A 19,085-nucleotide genomic window follows, 5' to 3' on the forward strand; every position below is an offset into this window, starting at 1 on the left:
CGTCGTGGTCGTCGTCGGGGGCGTGTACGTCGGGGGCGTGTAGGGCGGGTACGGGTTGTACGGGGGGCGCCAGCCCGGATACGGAACGATGACCGGGTACGGGATCGGTCCGTCCGGGTTGGGCATCAAACCGGGAACGGGCGCCGGGGCAACCGGGGCCGAACCGGGGGACGCCAGCTGCGGCGGGATGTAGCCGTTGGCGTCGGGGATAACGCCGCCCTGGAACCCCGCGTTGGGCTGATCGATCGGCGGCGGCGGCACCGGCGCCTGCTGCTGAGTCGGCAACAGCGGCATGAACTTGCCCGGGGCGGCATTCTGGTGGCCGATCACCGGCTGCGCGCTCGCGGTCGGCCGGATCGCGATGGCCACGGCGGCGGCCAGTGTCGCGAATCCGACCACGGCGAAGGCGATGACGGCGTTGCCGAGCACCAGCGACCGTCGGCTCAGCGGCATCCGACCGGTCTGTTCCGGATCCGCGGCGTCTTCGTCGAAGCCGCCGTACTCGTCTAACTCGCCGGCGAACGGGTCGGCGTCCTCGGCCTGCGAGTACGCCAGCTGCGGTTCCTCTCCGCCGGAGCCCGCCAGCTCGGAAGTCGGGGCGACCGCGGTCGCGGGGGCCATCGCCGTCGCGTCCCCGAGCACCCCGAGCGCGGGCGCCATCGCGGTCGCCGCGCCCGCGGTGACCGGCGGCTGGGGCGTGGTGGGCGCCAACCCGGCGGCGAGCGCCGCACCGCGCGCAAACGCGAACTCGGGCCGCTCGAGCACCTCCACCCGCAGGGCCGATCGGGCGCGAATCCGTTCGGCGAGGCTGGTCAGGTTTTCCAAAGTGCCCAGCACGTACGCGGCGCTCACGGCGAACGGCGCGGTCTGCAGCCAGTCCAGCAGCATGTCCGCCGCCGCGGCGACGGCGTCAACGCCCTGCAGGGCCGCGGTGGCCAGGATCTCGGCCGCACCGGCGGCGCCCAGCGCGACCAACGTCGCCGCCTCGGCGGTGACCACGAGTGCGACGGCGCCGGGCAGCGTGACGCCCCGGAAAACCGTGCGCAGCAGCGCCGCCACCGAGTCGGGCTGCGAAACCACCCCGACGTCGGGAATCCCGGAGTCGGCCAGCGCCTGGCGAAACGCCTCCGCCTGCGCGGGATCCGGCGAATACAGCCGAGTCGCGACCAGATGGCGGCCCTCGGCGGCCAGCGCCTGCTGCGCGCCGGTCACCGTCTGGATCAACGTTTCGAACGGCTCGATGGGCAGCTCGACCACCAGGTGCTTGATCGCCGCGTAGCCGCCCCCGACGGGCCCGACGAGCGCCAACCGGGCGATGGAACCGGCCACTGCGACGCCGAGCACCGCGTCCATCGCCCCCAGCCGTCGCGAGGTAAGGCCCACCGGGCCGGTTTGGGCGTCGTCGTCCTCGGGCTCGGTCAGCCATTCCATCGGGAGCAGGTCGGATTCCCCGGCCATCGAGTACGCCAGGTCGGCTCCCACCTGGCCGGCCGGGGGCATTCCCCCGACCGCGGGCGCCATCGCCGTCGCGTCCCCGGCCGACCCGACAACGGGGGCCATCGCCGTCGCGTCCCCGGCCGACCCGACCGCGGGGGCCATCGCCGTCGCGTCCCCGGCGGGCCCAGCCGCCATGGCCGCGCCGCGGGCCAGCGCGACGGTGGGGTCCTCGTCGGGCCGCGGCTGCGCGCCCGCCCCGGACAGCGCCTGCGCTTCCGACAGCACGGCGACGTTGTGGACGCCGGAGTCCTCCAACGCCCGCCGCAGCCGCTCGGCCCACTGGCGATCCGACCAGCACAGCCGGGTGGCGAGCAGCCGGTGGTTTTCCTCGGCCAGCAACCGATTCGTCCCGACGACCGTCTCGGTCAGTTTCTCGATCGGGCGATCGGCGAGGTCTACGACGGACTCGTCGATCAGGCCGGCGCCCGAACCGACAAGGGCCAACCGGGCACGAGGACCTGTGACCGCGACCCCCAGCACGACGTCCATCCCGACTCTCCTTCGGCGGCTACCCCACAGCCAGCATGTCCCGGCATCATTACACTGCGATACCGTCGGCGGTAACAGTCATTCGGGCGACGAGGTTTCGGTGTTCGCCTGTGAGCGCAGCGTAACCGCGTGGCGGCCACCCCGGAAACGCACACGTCCTCACCACTGCCGCGTCGCCCGAACGGAGATTATGTTTCCAAGTAAGCAACGCAGTCGATGCGGCAGGGGGTTCCCCCGCCGCGCCGCCAAAGTTGCGCCGCCAAAAGCCGTCCTCGACACCCGGGGGGAACCGTGAGTCAGAGCAGCGACGACGCCCCTACCGGGCCGATCCGCGGGCGGACGCAGCAGACGCGGCCGGCACCGCCGGGCGCGCAGCCTCGCCGGCGTTCGGACGTCGCGGTCGATCTGACCGCGGCCGCCATGCTCGTCGTGGCGCTGCTGTTGCCGTGGAATTTGTATTTCGGCTTGGGAATCGACGGCAGCAACAAGCCGCTGTTGGCGGTGCTGTTCGTCGCGACGCTGCTGTCGCTGGCATCGATCGTGCTGGCCGGTTCCTGGCGATCGGCAAATCCAAAGTTCAATCCCGCGCGGGCGGGCCGCCTTCGGCTGGCGCTCAACGTTCCCTACGTGTTGCTGGTCATCGGCTTCGTCGCGTTCGACGTGTTCGAGACCGTGCGGTTCGGTGGCAGCGTGAACGTGCCCGGCGGTGTCGGGCCGGGAGCGTGGCTGGGCATCGCCGGCTCGCTGCTGAGCGCGCGGCCGGTCGCGGCCGACTCAAATGACAACCCCAGGCCGGTGCGGATCATCGGTTACGCGTCGATGGTGGGCGCGGCACTGAGCTTTTGCTTCAACCTGTTCTGGCGGCTGAAATACGCGCTGCACGACGCGAGCGGCTCGTCCGGCTTCGGCAAGCAGAACATCGCGGTGATCGCGACGGCGCTGGTGTACGGCACGGTGGCGCTGCTCGCCGTGCTGGTCGGATCGAGGTGGGTGCTGCGCAGCACCAGGGCCTCCCGGCTGGCGACCGTGGCCCTGGGGGTCTCGACGCTGGTCGCCGGGGTTCTGGTGTGGATTCTTCCGGTCGGCCGCGACATCGACGCGTTCCACGGCATAGCGCAGAACACCTCGACGGCGGGGGTGGGCTTCGAGGGGTATTTGGCGTGGGCGGCGGCCGCGGCCATTTTCGCGCCCGCGGCGTTGGCGGCCCGCCGTGACGCGTCGGCGACGGAGGAGAACGCGTGGCGCGCGGCGGCCCGAAACGGGTTGCTGCTCATCATCGTTTGGTGCCTGGGGTCGATGGTCATGCGCATCACCGACCTGGCCGTCGCGGTGACTCTGAACTACCCGTTCTCGCGCTACGACAGCATGGTGCTGGCGGCCTTCGACCTGGCGACCGCGGTGCTGGCGATCTGGCTGCGCATCAACCTGGGCAACGACGCCGTCTCCCCCAGGCTGATCTCGTCGCTGTGCGGACTCGTTGCGACACTGGGCATTTCCCGCGTCGTGCTGGGCGTCGCGCTGGCGCCGCGGTTCGAGGAGGCGCCCAACGCGCCCGCGCCGAATCCGGTGTACGGCAACAACCTCGCCCAACAGATCACCAGCACCTTCGACGTCGTCCTGTGCGTGCTGGCGCTGTGCATCCTCGCGGCGGCCATCATCACCGGTCAGCTCGCCGCGCGGCGCGCGCGACGCCAGCGCCGCCGCCCCGCGCACACGCGTGGCGGCCCGGCCGGCACCCACCCCGGCCCCGGTGCGCCGACGACGCGCATCCCCGTGGGCCACGCGGCCCCGTCGGCCGCGGCGACGACGCGCATCCCGGCCGGCGGCGCGACGCGCCAGCTCGCCGGTTCGCCGCGGATCTTCCGGGGCGACGACTCGGCCACCCGGCAGATCCCCGTCCAAAAGCCCCGGATCTTCCGCCCGCCAGAGGGTTAACGCAAAGGCGCGAAAGCGAATTCGCGCAAGCCCTCGCGCGGGTCGATGGCCGCGCGGAACCCCAACACCTCGGCCGCCCGCGAGGGATCGGCGACGATGTGGCGCACGTCGCCGCTGCGGTACTGCCCCGTGACCACCGGGGAGACCGAACCGTCCCGCGCCTCGCACAGCGCGGTGGCGACATCAAGGATCGAGATGGGCCGCCCAGAGCAGACGTTGACGGCGGTGAAGCCGTCGCGGTCGGCCTCCGCGGCGGCCACGTTCGCGGCGGCGACGTCGTCGACGTGGACGAAATCCCGCATCTGCCTGCCGTCCTCGAAAACCCTTGGCGGCTCGCCCTTTTCCAGCGACGAGCGGAAGATCGCCGCCACCCCGGAGTACGGGGTGTCGCGCGGCATGCCCGGCCCGTAGACGTTGTGGTAGCGCAGCGCCACCACCGAGCCGCCCGTCGCCTCCGACCACGCCAGCGCGTAATGCTCCTGCGCGGTCTTGCTGGCCGCGTACAGGCTGCGCGGACGCAACGCGGCGTCCTCGTCGACCAGTCGCCACGTCACCTCGAGCCCGCATGCCGGGCAATGGTTTTCGAAGATCCCGGCGTCGAGGTCGGCGCGCCGGCGCGGCGGCGGGTCGACGAGCCCGTGCTCGGGGCAGGCGTAGTGGCCCTGCCCGTAGACCACCATCGACGAGGCCAGCACCAGGCGGCGCACGCCCGCGGCGAACATCCTCGCCAGCAACACCGTGGTGGCGAAATCGTTGTGGCCGCCGTAGGCCGGCGCGTCGGCCGCGTCCACGCCCGCACCGACCATCGCGGCCTGATGACACACGAGGTCCACGCCGTCCAGCAGCGGGGCCAGCGCGTCGCCGTCGCGCACGTCGACGCGTCGACAGCCTTGCGGCAGCACGGGATTCGGGCCGTGCGCCGCGGGCAGCATCGCGTCGACGCCGATCACCTCGTGACCGGCCGCCCGCAGCGCCGCGTCCACCCGCGACCCGATGAATCCGGCCGCCCCGGTCAGCAGCACCCTCACGGCAACTCCACCGGCAGGGTCACGCCGGCGTGCGGCTGGCAGTGCGTGCAGTCGCGCTCGACGGCGACCCGGCCGATCGCGGCGCGCACCAGCTCCTTGAACGGCCCGATGTTCTTCTCGAACTGGGCGAACACCTCGACGGCCTTCACGCCCTCACCCGCCCGGACGCCGGCATCCAGGTCGGTCACCAACGCGATTGCCGCATAACATATTTCGAGTTCGCGCGCCAGCACCGCCTCCGGATAGCCGGTCATGTTGACCAGGCTGAAGCCGGCCGAGGCGAACCAGCGGCTCTCCGCCCGGGTGGAAAACCGCGGCCCCTGGATCACCACCATGGTGCCGCCGTCGACGACGTCGGGCAGGCCCGTGGCCGCGGCCCGCAGCGTCGGGCAGTACGGGTCGGCGAAGTCGACGTGGACGGCGCCGGAGTCGAAGTAGGTGTCGGGGCGGCCGGTGGTGCGGTCCACCAGCTGGTCGGGCACCACCACCGCGCCCGGGCCGTTGTCGGGGTTCAGGCTGCCGACCGCGCAGGGGCCGAAAACCCGCCGCACGCCGAGCTTGCGCAGCGCCCACATGTTGGCGCGATACGGCACGGTGTGCGCCGAGAACTGGTGGGTCGCACCGTGCCGGGGCAGGAAGGCGACCTCGTGGTCGCCGACGGCGCCCACCGTGACCGGGGCGCTGGGCGGGCCGTAGGGGGTGTCGACGTCGATGTTGCGGGTGTCGGAGTCGAAGAACGTGTAGAAGCCGCTGCCGCCGATGACTCCGAGCATCCGCCCATTGTGGTGCATGAGGCAGGATGGCTTGGTGGCCAGTCTCGCGCAGTGGGTCTCGGGTGCCCGGCCCCGCACGCTGCCCAACGCGGTGGCGCCGGTGGCGGCGGGCACGGGCGCCGCGGCGTGGCTGGGATCCGCGGTGTGGTGGAAGGCGCTGCTGGCGCTGGCCGTCGCGCTGGCGCTGATCGTCGGTGTCAACTACGCCAACGACTACTCCGACGGCATCCGCGGCACCGACGACGAGCGGGCCGGCCCGGTCCGGTTGGTGGGCTCGCGGCTGGCCGCCCCGCGCGCGGTGCTGACCGCGGCGGTGACGAGCCTGTCGCTGGGCGCGGTCGCCGGGCTCGTGCTGGCGCTGCTGAGCGCGCCGTGGCTGATCGCGGTCGGCGCGGCCTGCATCGCCGGCGCGTGGCTGTACACCGGCGGCTCAAAGCCGTACGGCTACGCCGGTTTTGGCGAGGTCGCGGTGTTCGTGTTCTTCGGCCTGGTTGCCGTGCTGGGCACCGAGTACACCCAGGCGTTGCGGGTGGACTGGGTCGGGGCGGTGCTGGCGGTGTCGATCGGGGCGATGTCGTCGTCGGTGCTGGTGGCCAACAACCTGCGCGACATCCCCACCGACGCACAGTCCGGCAAGATCACCCTGGCGGTGCGCCTGGGCGATGCCCGCACCCGGATCCTCTACCAGGCGCTGATGGCGACCGCGGGGGTCGGAACGCTGGTGCTCATGGCGGCGACGCCGTGGTGCGCCGTGGGATTGGTCGCCACGCCGCTCGCGCTGCGCGCGCTCGCCCCGGTGCGCTCCGGCCGCGGCGGGCGCGAGCTGATTCCGGTGCTGCGGGACACCGGGCTGGCGATGGTGGTCTGGGCCTTCGCGGTGGCGGGCGCGTTGGCCCTCGCGCACTGAGTGTGTATTCAGGGTTTTGAGTGTGAGCTGGCGGCGGGATCCGGGCGATTTTTTCGCCCTGGATGCACGCGCAACGCCGTCGATGCACACGCAAACCAGGGGAGGCTAAGCGTCCGGCTCCGGACGCGGTGCCTCTTCGCCGCGCAGCCGGGCCTGCAGCTGTTCGCGTTCGCGGCGCCGGCGTTCGCCGGCTATCGCGAGCGACGCGGTAGCGCGGCGGCGCAGCGGGCCGAACACCCAGATGCCCAATGGCATCGCGATGATCAGAGCGAACAACACCGCGACCACGACCGGGAACTGGGCGATCCCCAGCAATCGCGCGAGCCCGTAGATCGCGCCGCTCAGCGCGGCGACCAGCGCCAGCCGCGCCGCGGCATAGAGCAACACGTCGACGACGACCCGATTGCGCGGGCGCTCCCCGGTGCTGCTGTCGCCGGGCCGTTCTGACACACCCCGAGCCTACGGCCCGCGTATATTCGCTCGGAGGAGGTGTTGAGTGCTCTACCTGCTACTCGTTGTGATCCTGGGAACGCTGATCTACGTCGGCTGGCGCGCGGCGCGGTCACAGGCCCGGCCGAAGACCCGTGTCATCGGGCCCGACGACGATCCTGACTTTTTGCGGCGGTTAGGCCACGGGGATAACCCCCGCTAGTCCCTCCTAAACCAGACCCGGGTTGCGCTGGTCACCGGGGAACCCGTCGGCCACGACGGCGGCCAGCTCGGTGAGCGCTTCGCGGGTGCCGCGCCGCAGCCGGTCCAGCTCGATCTCGGCGCCCTCCTCGAGGTGCGGGTCGAACGGGATCAGCCGCACCGCCCGGCAGCGGCGCGAGAAGTGGTCGACCACCTTGTTCATGTCGACCTTGCCGGTGCGCGGGCGCACCGCGTTGATGACCGCGATCGAATTGCGGACCAGCTCCTCGTGCCCGTGGGCGTCCAGCCAGTCCAGCGTCGCCGAGGCGCTGCGCGCGCCGTCGATGGACCCCGACGCGACGACCAGCAACACGTCGGCCTTCTCCAGCACCGAGGACATCACCGAGTGGAGCAGCCCGGGGCCGCAGTCGGTGAGCACCAGGCCGTAGAACCGCTCCAGGATCTCGAGCACCCGGCTGTAGTCCTCGGCGCCGAAGGCGTCGGAGATCGCGGGGTCGGTTTCCGACGCCAGCACCTCCAGGCCGCTCGGGCCCTTCGAGGTGTACCGGCGGACGTCGCTGTAGCGCTCGATCGCTCCGGCGTCGTGCAGCAGCTGGCGCACCGTCGCCGCCGTCTCCAGCGGGATCTTCTGGCTCAGCGTGCCCCGGTCGGGGTTGGCGTCGACGGCCACCACGCGGTCCCCGCGGATGGTCGCGAACGTCGACCCCAGCGTCGCGGTGATCGTGGTCTTGCCGACGCCGCCCTTCAGCGACAGCAGCGCGATCCGGTAGCAACCCCGCAGGGGCCGGTTGACCTGCGCCACCAGGTTGTTGTGGCGCTGGGCCCGGGGGCTCTCGCCCAGGTTGATCAGGTGACCGGACAGGTCGTAGATCACCCGGCGCCAACCCTCGGATGGCGGCGGTTTGACCGGGCGCAACAGCATGCCGGTGGACAGCTCCGGATACGGCGTGTGCGGCAGGTGCTCGGGCCGGTACGGGGGCGCCTGCGCCTCGGCCGGGGGCGCCTCAGATGGCCCGTTGTAATAGGCCCCGAACGCGGTCGGGTCGACGCGCGGGATCCCGGTCACCGGTGTCGGATCCCAGGGCGGCATCCCGCCGGGCGCCGGGCCGGGCGCGGTGGGGGCCGCAGCTTGCCGCCGCTCGGGTCCGGGGACCCGCCGCTCGGTGCGGAATCCGGCGAAGGCGCGGGTGGGCGCCTCGTCGCCCGGTCCCGCCTGCTGCGGCGGCGCTTCGGGGGGCTGCTGCGTGGTCGGCGGCTCGGGCGCACCCACGCCGGTGGTTGGATGGTCGGACACGTGCACTCCCCCTGTTGCGTGTTACTCGGGTCGGTTGCTGACTGTCATCCCACGCCCGCATACGAATGCAGGCCCACGGTCACCAGGTTAACGAAGAACAGATTGAAGATCATGGCGACGAAACCCGCGACGTTGATCCAGGCCGCCTTCCTGTCCCGCCATCCGGCCGTCGACCGTGCATGCAGATAGGCCGCATATACCACCCACGCGACGAACGAAACCGTCTCCTTGGGGTCCCAGCCCCAATACCTTCCCCAGGCCTCTTCCGCCCAGATGGCGCCGAAGATGACCCCGAAACCGAACACCGGGAACGCGAAGATCGTGGTGCGGTAGGCGACGCGGTCCAGGGTCTGGGCGTCGGGGAGCCGCCGAACCATGCGGGCCAGCGCGCCGTCGGCCCGTTCGTTTTCGGGATCACCGAGCCGCGACGTGCGCAGCAGGAACAGGATGCTGGCGATGCCCGCGACCATGAACACCCCGGAGCCCAGGCTGACCACCGACACGTGGATGGGCAACCAGTAGGACTGCAGCGCGGGCATCACCGGCGCGGCGTTGGTGTAGAGCCAGCGCCCGGACACGGTCAGCAGGATCAGGATCGGCAGCAGCAGGAAGACCCACAGCGGGCGATACTGCGGCCGGCGCAACACGACCGCCCCGGCGACCAGGCCGCAGAAGCACGTCAGGTTGATGAACTCGTACATGTTGCCCCACGGCACCCGCACGGTGGCCAGGCCGCGCAGCACGATGCAGGCCAGCAACAGCCCGATGCCGAGGTAGACCACGGCCAGCCCGGCCCGCCCGACGCGTTCGTCGAACGGCCGCCCCTCGGCGTCCTCCACGATGCCGGGGACCGAGCTGTCGGCGGCGACCGAGCCGGCCAGTACCGACGCGCGCTGATCGGCGCGCCGGGCGCCGACGTAGGCCAGCTCCACGGCCAGCAGCAGCAGCGCGACGACCAGGGCCACGATCGCCGAGGTGAACGCCCAGTCGGAGTAGCGCGCCAGCGTGACGTTGACGTGCAGCGTGTTCATTTGACGTCCACCTGAGAACTCCTTCTGGACGCGGCGGTGTCGGGCTCGCCCAGCCCGTGCAGCAACCGCTCGGTCAAGCGCTCGAACTCGTCTCCCCACCCGGAGTTGTCGGTGCGCGCCAGCCCGCCCATTTCGACGTTCACCGTACCGGCCGCCGGGCTGAGCCTGACCCACACCCTGCGGCGGCGCACCAGCAGCGACACCACCAGCCCGCCCATCATCGTGACCGCGAAGACGAGCACCCAGGCCTGGCCGGGGTCGTGGGAGACCTGCAGGTTGACGAACGGCACGGCGCCGTCGAAGCGGACGACGGTGCCGGCCGCCGGGCCCGCGTCAAGCCGGACCTCCTGGCCGGCGCGCAGGTTGACCCGCTTCTCCTTGGTCAGCCGGCCCTGCTCGATCAGCCGGGGATCCAGCGTGAACAACGACTGCGGCCGCCCGGTGTCCAGGCCGGTGTCGCCGCGGTAGATGTCGACAGCGACGGCCGGGGCGTTCAGCGCCGGGAACCGCGACGACAACAGGGCGCCCTCGAGCTGCTCGGTCGGCGCCAGCAGGCCCTGGATGGCGATCTCGTGCTGGCGGCGCTCGGTCGCGTTGGGATAGCTGCCGGCGGGCGGGTCGATGCGCGCCACCCCCGACGACAGCAGGGTCTGCGGGTTGTCGGGTCGCCATTGCACGGTCGACGTGCGCGTCCGCCCGTCCGGGAAGGTCACGGTGAAGGTGGGCGCGTAGCCGTGGCCCTGCAGGTACACCCGGTCGCCGCCGACCCGCAGCGGGTGGTTGACCTCCAGCAGGTAGTGCCGCCAGCTGTTGGCGGCCAGGTCGCGGCCGTTCTGGTAGTCGATGTCCGCGGCGAACGAGGTGGCCTGCCCCGACGGCAGGTAGTGCGCCTGAAAGTCGTTGACCCGGATGCAGATTGGGTGCAGCGACGTGCCGTCGACGGTGTTGCCGGCGCGGAACGAATCGAACGCCGCCGGCGAGGCCGAGCAGAAGCCGGGGCCGCCGTCGGCGATGACGATGACGTTGCCCTCGTAGCCGAACAGCTTGCCGACGGCCACCGCGACCAACAGGCCCAGCAACGAGAAGTGAAAGACGATGTTGCCGAACTCGCGCAGGTAGCCCTTCTCCGCGGACACCTCGACGACCTCGCCCTCGTGGCGGATCGCCGTGCGCCAGCCGCGCAGTCGGCCGGCGATCGTGTTCGCCAGGGCGTTGAGGTCCGCCGCGTCGCCGGCGATTTCGGCGCCGGCGTGCTTGGGCAGCCGGGCCAGGTTGCGCGGGGCGGCCACCGGGGTGGCGCGCAGGCTGCGGGCGTGCTCGATCATCCGTGGGGTCAGGCAACCGACCAGGGACACGAACAGCAGCACGTAGATGGCGGTGAACCAGAAGCTGGAGAACACGTCGAAGGCCTGCAGCCGGTTCAGCCAGGGCCCGATCACGCGGTGGGTGGCCAGGTACTCGTCGACCTTGCCCGCGTTGAGGCTGCGCTGCGGCAAAAGCGCGCCGGGTATCGCGCCCAGTGCGAGCAGGAACAGCAGCACCAGCGCGGTGCCCATCGAGGTCAGCGCGCGCCATGTGTTGCGGGTCCAGGCGATGAGTTGCCTCAAATCGGCAGCCTCACGTCGGAGACGAACGCGTCGCGCAGCCAGGAGACGAAGTCGTTCCACACGCCGGTGACCAGCAGGGCGCCGACGGCAATCAGCAGCGCGCCGCCGAAGATCTGGATGGCCCGGGTGTGCCGTCGCAGCCAGCCCAGCGCCCCGACGGCCCCCGCCGAGCCGAACGCCAGCAGCACGAACGGGATGCCCAGCCCCAGGCAGTAGGCGATCACGAGCGCGACCCCGCGTGCGACGTTGGCGCCGTCGGTGGCCGACGCGACCGTGATCACCCCGGTCAGCGTGGGTCCCAGGCATGGCGTCCAGCCGAGCGCGAACACCGCGCCGAGCACCGGCGCCCCGGCGACCGTGGTCAGCTGCCGCGGGCTGAACCGGGCCTGGCGCTGCAGCGCCGGGATCAGGCCCACGAACACCAGGCCCATCACGATGGTCAGCACGCCGCCGACGCGCTGCAGCAACAGCTGGTTGGTGATCAGCGCAGTGGTCATGCCGAGGACGGCGACGGTCCCGAGCACGAACACCGTGGTGAACCCGGCGACGAACAACGCGGCGGAGCCCGCGACCCGCCACCGGGCGGAAGTCGCCAGGCGCCCAGAGGCGTAGTTGGCGCCGGGCGGCGGTTGCTCGTCGACCCCGACGACCGCGGCCAGGTAGGACAGGTAGCCGGGGACCAGCGGGACCACGCACGGCGAGGCGAACGACACCAGCCCGGCCAGCAGGCACACGCCGAGCGCCAGGAGCAGCGGCCCGGCGGCGGCGATCTGGGCGAAGCCGGTCACTGCCCGTCCACCCGCTGCACCACGGGCTGCAGATCATGGGCCAGCAGCTCCCGCAGAAAGACGGCGGCGACCCGGTGCTCGCGGTCCAGCACCAGCGTGGACGGGATGACGGTGGTCGGGTACCGGCCGCCGAACGCGATCAGGGTGCGCATCGCCGGATCGTAGATGGAGGGGTAGCTGACGTGGTGATCGTCGACGAAGTCCAGGGCCGCCTGCCGGTTGTTGTCCCGGACGTCGATGCCGAGAAAGGAGACCCCGGTGTCCCGGGTGGCTTCATACACCTGCTGCAGCTGGGCAACCTCGGCCCGGCACGGCCCGCACCACTGCCCCCAGATGTTGACGACGACGACGCGGCCGGCGAACGTCGCGTCGTCCAGCGACAGGGTGTGCGCCGGGTCGGCCAGGTCCGGCCCGGACAGCGGCCCCGGGCGGCCGCGGCTGGACGGCGGGTCGTAGTAGATGTCGGTCTTGCCGCCGGGCGAGACGAATTCGAAGGTGCCGCCCTGCGCCACGGCGTCGCGACCGGAGCAGCCGGCCAGCAAAATGGCCACCGCCGCCCCGGCCATCGCCAGCCGCCGCACACTCATGGCGCCGCGGGCTGGAAGTACTCGATGTCGACCAGGCGATCGCCGTCGTAGACCAGGGTCGTCACCGAGGCGAGCCCGCATTCGCGTCGCCGCGGGTCGTGCCAGAGCCGCCGGCCGCTCAGGCGCAGCCGCAGCGTCCACACCGGCAGCTGGTGGCTGACGCACACCACCTCCTGCCCGGTGGCGCGGGCGCGCGCCTTGTCCACGGCGGTCGTCATGCGGGCCGCAATCTCGGTGTACGGCTCGCCCCACGACGGGGTGAACGGGTTGCGCAGCCGCCACCAGAACCGCGGGTCGCGCCAGGCGCCGTCGCCCGGGCCGACGCGGCGGCCCTCGAAGAAGTTGAGCGATTCGATCAGGTCGGGGTCGGTGTCGACGGCCAGGCCGTGCTTGGCGGCGATGGGCGCGGCGGTCTCCTGGGCCCGCTGCAGCGGGGAGGCGATGACGGCGACGACGTCGCGGTCGGCCAGCGCCTCGGCGACCGCGTCGGCCTGCGCCCGTCCCCTCTCGGACAGGTGGAATCCGGGCAGCCGGCCGTAGAGGACGCCGGTGGGGTTGTGCACCTCGCCGTGGCGCACCACGTGGACTTTGGTCTGTTCGGCCATCAGGGCCTGTCCTCCTGTGCGGCCGCGCGGGCCGCGAGGGCCAGCCCGGCCGAGATCCGGTCGAATGCGTCGTCGTCCAGGGCCGTCGAGACGAACCACGCCTCGAAGGCGCTGCACGGCGGGTAGACACCCGCGTCCAGCAGGGCGTGGAAGAACGGCGGGTAACGCCAGGTGTCGCTGGCCCGCGCGGCGGCGAAGTCGGTCACCGGCGTTTCGGAGAAGAACACACTGAGCATGTTGCCGGCTCGCGGAATCTGGTGCGGCACACCGGCTTTCGTCAGCGCCTCGGACAGCAGCCCAGCCAGCCGGTCGGCGTTGGCGTCCAGCGCGGCGTAGGCCGCGTCGTCGGCGGCGCGCAGCGTGGCCAGCCCGGCGGCCACCGCCACCGGGTTCCCCGACAGGGTGCCGGCCTGATACACCGGCCCCAGCGGCGCCAGCCGCTCCATCACCTCGGCCCGCCCGCCGAACACGGCGGCCGGCAGCCCGCCGCTCATCACCTTGCCGAAGGTGAACAGGTCGGCGGCGACGGGATCGATTCCGTACCAACCGCTTCGACTGACCCGGAACCCCGTCATCACCTCGTCGACGATCAGCAGCGCCCCGTGCTCGGCGGTGATCGTGCGCAGCGCCGCGTTGTAGCCCGGCGCCGGCGGGACGACACCCATGTTGCCCGGGCTGGCCTCGGTGATCACGGCGGCGATCTGGTCGCCGAACCGGGCGAACGTCTCCGTGACGGCGTCGATGTCGTTGTAGGGCAACACGATTGTGTCGGCCGCGGCCGCGCCCGTCACCCCGGGCGAGGACGGCAAACCCAGCGTCGCGACGCCGGAGCCCGCGTCGGCGAGCAACGCGTCGACGTGGCCGTGGTAGCAGCCGGAGAACTTGACGATCTTGGCCCGGCCGGTGAACCCGCGGGCCAGCCGGACGGCGCTCATCGTGGCCTCGGTGCCGGAGTTCACCAGCCGGATCCGCTCGACCGGCGCCACCCGCCCGATGATCTCGGCGGCCAGCTGGCTCTCGGCCGGCGTCGGCGCCCCGAACGACAGGCCCGAGGCGGCGGCCGTGGCGACGGCGTCGACGACGGCGGGGTGGGCGTGGCCGAGGATCATCGGGCCCCAGGAACACACCAGGTCGACGTAGCGGTTGCCGTCGGCGTCGGTGAGCCAGTATCCCTTGGCCTCGGTGATGAAGCGCGGCGTGCCGCCCACCGCGGTGAACGCGCGCACCGGGGAGTTCACCCCGCCGGGGATGACGGCGCAGGCATCCTCGAACAGCCGCGCCGACGCCGCCACGCCGCTTCCCGAGGTCGCGGCATGGGCGGTCGCCTGGTCACTGGTACCCATGCCGACCAGTGTCCCAGCCTCGGCCGATCGTTCAACTACAGGGTGTAGCAGAGCGCCGTTATCAGGCGTCCTGCTGGTCGGCCTGCTGTGCGGCCCGCAGCTCGCGGAGGGCGGCTTCGCGTTCCTTTTCCGCCGCGCGCCGGTGGGCAGCCACGTCGCCGAGGCCCTCCTCGACCGCGAGTTCCTCGACCGCGGCGGCGCGTTCGTGGGCGGCGCCGGCCTCGTAGTGGCGCGACACCGCGCGTTCACGGGCCGCCTGGTCCCGCTCGTGGGCACGGTCGGCGCGCTCGGCGGCGCGCTTCGCGTCGTCTTCGGTGACGGCCTTGCGGGCGGCGAGTTCGGCCTCCCTGCGCAGCAGCTCCTGGGCGCGCTCGGCGGCCTCGTCACCCGGGGAGTCGGCCATGACGCGACACTACGCTTGCGCTGGTGACACGGCACACGGCCGTCGAGGTCGCCCGGGCCCGGGTGGAAGGCGTCCGCGACGATCCGCACGCTCGCCTCGCGCTGATGCGAGAGCTCTACGAAGTCCCGGCGCGCGTGGACCGCGGACACCTGCCGTATCGGCAGGCGGCGTCGGCCTTCATGGGGTGGCAGCTGCGGCGCGGGCTGCTCAACCCGGCCGAGGGGCCGTCCCCGGGGAGCCCGTGGTGGCGCGCGATCAACGAGCGCCTACTCCGTGACGGATGGGAGGCGCGCGCCCTGGCCTTCGGCCATCCCGGCGCGCCGAGCTCTCCGGCCGTCGCCGCGACGCTCGAGTTCATCCGGCGGCCCTCCGCCCAGCGCTGGTACCGGGCGCACAATGTCAGCGTCGTGAGCGCGTACCTGGAGAACCTGCACCTCGCCGCGCGCGAGTCCCGCGTCGAGCGTTTCTTCATCAACCTCGTGCTGATGCGGGTCCTCTACGCCCACGCCCTGGTCGCCTCCCCGCGCCTCGCGCTCGGCTGGCTGGCCGTCGCCGGCCGGCCGCTCGGTGACCCGCGCCTGGGCATGACCGGGATATTCCTGTCGCTTTCCCGGGTGCTGCCGGATCGCTACCCGCTCGGCGAGGACCTCGCGCCGTACCTGCGGGCCGAGCACGGAGTAGGGCACCTGCTCGATGTCGGGGTCATCCAACCGCGACTCGAACTGCTCTACGACTGGTCCGCACGCGAGCTGGCCATCCCCGGCCTGCGCCGGCTGCTGGACGGCCAAACCCCTTGTTACGCATGGCCGGCACACGATCAGCAGCCCTGGCGGCCGCCCCCGTCCCGCCCGGCCCGGCTGGCGCGCGCGCTGCTGCCCGCGACACGCCGCATGCCTTGATGCCGGGCGGGGTGGGCGGGTTGGATGGAAAGCATGCAACTTCCACAGGGGCTCGCCCGCTTCAACCGGCACGTCACCAACCCAATTCAGCGGCTGTGGGCCGGCTGGGCGCCTTCCTTCGCCATCATCGAGCACGTCGGCCGCCGCTCCGGAAAGCCTTATCGCACACCGGTGAACGCGTTCAATGCCACCGTCGATGGCAAACCCGGCGTGGCGGTCCTGCTGAGCTACGGCCCCGACCGCGACTGGTTGAAGAACCTCAAAGCCGCGGGGGGCGGGCGGATGCGCCGCCACGGCAAAACCTTCGGTATCGCCGACCCGCAGGTGGTGACCAAGGCCGAGGCCGCCACGCACGTGACGAGCAGGGCGCGGCCGATCTTCTCCCGTATACCGTTCGAGGAAGCGGTGTTGTTCACGAAGACTGACTGACCCGGCCGCGCGCCCGGGCCGCGAAGTACAGCGCGATCACCACCGCCCACGACAGCAGGCTGAGCCAGAGCTGGCTGCGCGTCGAGCGGTCGAACGCCATTTGCACCAGCACGGCGGTGATCCCGGCGAGCGTGAGGATCGACAGCACCGGGAAGAACCACATCTTGATGCGCAGCTTTTCCTCGGGCGTCCGGCGCCGCAGGACGATCTGCGACAGCGCGATCAACCAGTAGACGAACAGGATGACGGCGCCCGACGAGTTGAGCAGGAAGAGGAACACCGTGCCGGGCGCGATCCAGGCCATCAGGACGCAGCCGAAGCCGATCGCCGACGAGCACAGGATCGCGATGTGGGGCACGCCGCGCCGGCTGAGCCTGACCAGCCGGGCCGGGGCCTCGCGCCGGTCGGCGAGCACGAACAGCATCCGTGACGCCGTGTACAGGCCCGAGTTCAGGCAGGACAGCACCGCGGTGAGCACGACGGCGTTCATCACCTGATCCGCGCCGCGCAGGCCCATGTGTTTGAGCGCCGCGACGTACGGGGAGGCGCCCAGCTCCACCGAATTCCACGGCAGGATCACCACGAGCAGGAAGACCGAGCCGACGAAGAAGATCCCGATGCGCGCCACCACCGACCTCGTCGCCCGCTGCACCGCCAGCTCGGGGTCGCGGCTCTCGGCGGCGGCGACGGTGACGATCTCGGCGCCGACCATGGAGAAGATCACCACCACGATGGCCGCGAAGACCGCCGCGACGCCCTTCGGGAAGAACCCGCCGTGCGCCGTGAGGTTGGAGAAATCGGGGTGGTGATGGCCGGGCAGCAGGCCCAGCACGAACACCGTTCCGACGGCGAGAAAGATCGCGATCGTGGCGACTTTGATTCCGGCGAACCAGAATTCGAATTCACCGAACGACGACACCGAGAACAGGTTGGTCGCGGTCATCAGCACCATCAGGCACAGCGAGAGCAGCCACAGCGGCGCGTGGAACCAGTAGCCCAGGACCTTGCCGCCGGCGACCGCCTCGAACCCGACCACGATCACCCAGAAGTACCAGTACAGCCAGGCCACCGAGAACCCCGCCCAGCCGCCCAGGGCCTGCGCCGCGTAGTCGGCGAACGACCCCGTCGACGGGTTGGCGGCGGCCATCTCGCCCAGCATCCGCATCACCAGCACGATCAGCAGGCCGCACAGCGCGTAGGTCAGGAACGCGGCGGGCCCGGTGTCCTTGATCACCACGCCCGAACCGACGAACAACCCGGCGCCGATCACGCCGCCCAGGGCGATCATGCTGAGCTGCCGCTGCGATAGCCCTTGGCGCAGTTGGGTGGTGCCGGCCACGGTTAACCACATCACATCGGCGGACGGGCCGCGACCGGTTGCGGCGCCGAGACTGCGCACGGATCGCGAATTTCGCGAAAATCACGCGCTCACCGCAGTCTCGATGGCGGTGTTTAGGCGCCCCGAGCCGGTCAGCTCACAGGTACAGATCCCGCTCGCGGATCCTGGACGTGGCGATCACGCTGATGACGGCCGTGGCCACCAAATACCCGCACGCCAGCCACGGCGCCTTCCTGTCGGCGGCGATCAGCGCGGTCAGGATCATCGGGGTGACGCCGGAGGCGTACACGCCGGAGAACTGGTAGACGAACGACAGCCCGGTGTAGCGGGTGGCGGTGGGATACAGCGCCGAATACAGCGTGCCCTGCGCGCCGTAGAACAGCGCGTGCACGACACCGAATACGACGACCATCGCCAGCCCGAACAGCAGCAGGTTCCTGGTGCCGAACAGCGCGAACGCGGGGAACGCCAACAGGCCGTAGCACGCCACGCCGACCAGATACACCCGCCGCGGCCCGAACCGGTCGGTCAGGATGCCCGACACCGGCAGCAGCACCGCCATCAGCAGGGCGGCGACGGTCACGACGACCAGGACTGACACCTTGTTGAACCCCAACGCGCCGGTGGCGTAGCTGATCGCGAAGACACCCCAGGTGTTGAAGGCCGAGCCCTCGGCCCACCGCGACAGCAGCCCCAGCACGGTGTTGCGCCGGGATCGGGGTTCGCGGACGACCTCGCGGATGGGCACGGTGGACGTGGCCTCGAGGTCGGCCAGCTCGCGAAACGCCGGCGTCTCCTCCACCCGCAACCGGACCACGATGCCGATCGCCACCAGCAGCAGGCTCAGCAGGAACCCGATCCGCCAGCCGTAGGCCAGGAACCGGCTGGGGCCCAACGCGATCTGTAGAAACGCGAAAATGCCGGTGCCCAAGGCCAATCCGAGCGCCAGGCCGACCTGCGGAATTGCGCCGAAGCGGCCGCGGCGGTCCGCGGGGCTGTGCTCGACGGCGAGCAGCACCGCGCCGGCCCACTCGCCGCCGAGCGCGAACCCCTGCAGGATGCGCAGGGTCAGCAGCAGCACCGGCGCCCAGGCCCCGATCTGGGCGGCGGTCGGCAGCACCCCGATCAGCGCCGTGGCGACGCCCATGATCAGCATCGTCAGCGCCAGGCTGCGCTTGCGGCCGATCCGGTCCCCGATGTGCCCGAACACCAGGCCACCGATCGGCCGCATGACGAACCCGACCGCGAACGTCGCGAACGCCAAAAGCGTTCCCACCAACGAGGTTTCGTTGGGGAAGAACACCTTGCTGAACACCAGGCCCGCCGCGGTGGCGTACAGGAAGAAGTCGTACCACTCCACCGTTGTGCCCAGCAGGCTGGCGGCGACCACGATGCGCAGCCGGCGGCGGCGTTCGACGTCGGATTCCTCGTGACCTTGCGGCGCGGCGACGCCCGCGTCGGGCAGCGTGGTTGCCATGGC

At 71.5% G+C, this 19,085-nt stretch carries 18 protein-coding genes and 1 pseudogene; 5 read left to right on the forward strand and 14 right to left on the reverse strand.

Translation table 11 applies throughout. The features are described from left to right. Positions 1–705: 705 nt before the first annotated feature. Positions 706–1,986, reverse strand: a pseudogene (locus tag AC5Y4S_RS13840) (DUF7159 family protein); the annotation flags it as partial. 291 nt (positions 1,987–2,277) lie between these two features. Here AC5Y4S_RS13840 and AC5Y4S_RS13845 point away from each other — a divergent pair. Continuing rightward, a complete protein-coding gene (locus tag AC5Y4S_RS13845) occupies positions 2,278–3,921 on the forward strand; it encodes a DUF7937 domain-containing protein (protein WP_500033331.1) in 1,644 nt (547 codons plus the stop codon). Here the strand turns inward: AC5Y4S_RS13845 and AC5Y4S_RS13850 are convergent. Both AC5Y4S_RS13850 and AC5Y4S_RS13855 read right to left on the reverse strand, forming a co-directional pair. After that, a complete protein-coding gene (locus AC5Y4S_RS13850) occupies positions 3,918–4,949 on the reverse strand; it encodes an NAD-dependent epimerase/dehydratase family protein (protein ID WP_500033332.1) in 1,032 nt (343 codons plus the stop codon). The genes AC5Y4S_RS13845 and AC5Y4S_RS13850 overlap by 4 nt on opposite strands. After that, positions 4,946–5,722 (reverse strand): S-methyl-5'-thioadenosine phosphorylase, encoded by a 777-nt coding sequence (locus tag AC5Y4S_RS13855; protein WP_500033333.1) that lies wholly within the window; start codon positions 5,720–5,722, stop codon positions 4,946–4,948. Before AC5Y4S_RS13855 ends, AC5Y4S_RS13850 begins: the two co-directional genes overlap by 4 nt. A gap of 34 nt (positions 5,723–5,756) precedes the next feature. Between AC5Y4S_RS13855 and AC5Y4S_RS13860 the strand changes: the two genes are divergently transcribed. Beyond that, a complete protein-coding gene (locus AC5Y4S_RS13860) occupies positions 5,757–6,629 on the forward strand; it encodes a 1,4-dihydroxy-2-naphthoate polyprenyltransferase (protein ID WP_500033334.1) in 873 nt (290 codons plus the stop codon). A gap of 105 nt (positions 6,630–6,734) precedes the next feature. Here the strand turns inward: AC5Y4S_RS13860 and AC5Y4S_RS13865 are convergent, their stop codons facing one another. Beyond that, on the reverse strand, positions 6,735–7,079 hold the full coding sequence (locus tag AC5Y4S_RS13865) for a DUF4229 domain-containing protein (protein WP_500033335.1): 345 nt from the start codon (positions 7,077–7,079) through the stop codon (positions 6,735–6,737). 46 nt (positions 7,080–7,125) lie between these two features. Here AC5Y4S_RS13865 and AC5Y4S_RS13870 point away from each other — a divergent pair, with 46 nt between their 5' ends. Further along, positions 7,126–7,281, forward strand: coding sequence for a hypothetical protein (locus AC5Y4S_RS13870; protein ID WP_500033336.1), 156 nt, complete (start codon positions 7,126–7,128; stop codon positions 7,279–7,281). A 6-nt stretch (positions 7,282–7,287) separates the two neighbouring features. Here AC5Y4S_RS13870 and AC5Y4S_RS13875 read toward each other — a convergent pair whose 3' ends face one another. From AC5Y4S_RS13875 to AC5Y4S_RS13910, 8 genes are all read right to left on the reverse strand, one after another. Next, positions 7,288–8,574, reverse strand: a complete 1,287-nt coding sequence (locus AC5Y4S_RS13875; protein WP_500033337.1) for a MinD/ParA family ATP-binding protein — start codon at positions 8,572–8,574, stop codon at positions 7,288–7,290. Positions 8,575–8,618: 44 nt separating this feature from the next. Continuing rightward, positions 8,619–9,605, reverse strand: a complete 987-nt coding sequence (gene ccsB / locus AC5Y4S_RS13880) for a c-type cytochrome biogenesis protein CcsB (protein WP_500033338.1) — start codon at positions 9,603–9,605, stop codon at positions 8,619–8,621. Further along, positions 9,602–11,161 (reverse strand): cytochrome c biogenesis protein ResB, encoded by a 1,560-nt coding sequence (locus AC5Y4S_RS13885; protein WP_500034008.1) that lies wholly within the window; start codon positions 11,159–11,161, stop codon positions 9,602–9,604. Before AC5Y4S_RS13885 ends, ccsB begins: the two co-directional genes overlap by 4 nt. A gap of 47 nt (positions 11,162–11,208) precedes the next feature. Continuing rightward, entirely contained in the window at positions 11,209–12,000 is a 792-nt protein-coding gene (locus AC5Y4S_RS13890; RefSeq protein ID WP_500033339.1) for a cytochrome c biogenesis CcdA family protein, read from the reverse strand. Then, a complete protein-coding gene (locus tag AC5Y4S_RS13895) occupies positions 11,997–12,587 on the reverse strand; it encodes a TlpA disulfide reductase family protein (protein WP_500033340.1) in 591 nt (196 codons plus the stop codon). The genes AC5Y4S_RS13890 and AC5Y4S_RS13895 overlap by 4 nt, the downstream gene beginning before the upstream one ends. Then, entirely contained in the window at positions 12,584–13,192 is a 609-nt protein-coding gene (locus AC5Y4S_RS13900) for a histidine phosphatase family protein (RefSeq protein ID WP_500033341.1), read from the reverse strand. The genes AC5Y4S_RS13895 and AC5Y4S_RS13900 overlap by 4 nt, the downstream gene beginning before the upstream one ends. Then, positions 13,192–14,535, reverse strand: coding sequence for a glutamate-1-semialdehyde 2,1-aminomutase (gene hemL, locus AC5Y4S_RS13905; protein ID WP_500033342.1), 1,344 nt, complete (start codon positions 14,533–14,535; stop codon positions 13,192–13,194). Before hemL ends, AC5Y4S_RS13900 begins: the two co-directional genes overlap by 1 nt. Before the next feature lie 61 nt (positions 14,536–14,596). Then, a complete protein-coding gene (locus AC5Y4S_RS13910; RefSeq protein ID WP_500033343.1) occupies positions 14,597–14,938 on the reverse strand; it encodes a hypothetical protein in 342 nt (113 codons plus the stop codon). 23 nt (positions 14,939–14,961) lie between these two features. Between AC5Y4S_RS13910 and AC5Y4S_RS13915 the strand changes: the two genes are divergently transcribed. Together AC5Y4S_RS13915 and AC5Y4S_RS13920 are read left to right on the forward strand one after the other, a co-directional pair. Next, a complete protein-coding gene (locus AC5Y4S_RS13915) occupies positions 14,962–15,837 on the forward strand; it encodes a hypothetical protein (RefSeq protein WP_500033344.1) in 876 nt (291 codons plus the stop codon). Between the two features lie 33 nt (positions 15,838–15,870). Continuing rightward, positions 15,871–16,266 carry a nitroreductase family deazaflavin-dependent oxidoreductase gene (locus tag AC5Y4S_RS13920; protein WP_500033345.1) on the forward strand — a complete coding sequence of 132 codons (396 nt, stop codon included), beginning with the start codon at positions 15,871–15,873 and terminating at the stop codon, positions 16,264–16,266. On the opposite strand, the gene AC5Y4S_RS13925 is transcribed toward AC5Y4S_RS13920, so the two are convergent. Then, a complete protein-coding gene (locus tag AC5Y4S_RS13925; protein ID WP_500033346.1) occupies positions 16,250–17,605 on the reverse strand; it encodes an amino acid permease in 1,356 nt (451 codons plus the stop codon). The two genes, AC5Y4S_RS13920 and AC5Y4S_RS13925, sit on opposite strands and share 17 nt — an antisense overlap. 136 nt (positions 17,606–17,741) lie before the next feature. Further along, a complete protein-coding gene (locus AC5Y4S_RS13930; protein ID WP_500033347.1) occupies positions 17,742–19,082 on the reverse strand; it encodes an MFS transporter in 1,341 nt (446 codons plus the stop codon). Positions 19,083–19,085 lie beyond the last annotated feature (3 nt).

Source organism: Mycobacterium sp. NGS64 (assembly GCF_059812245.1).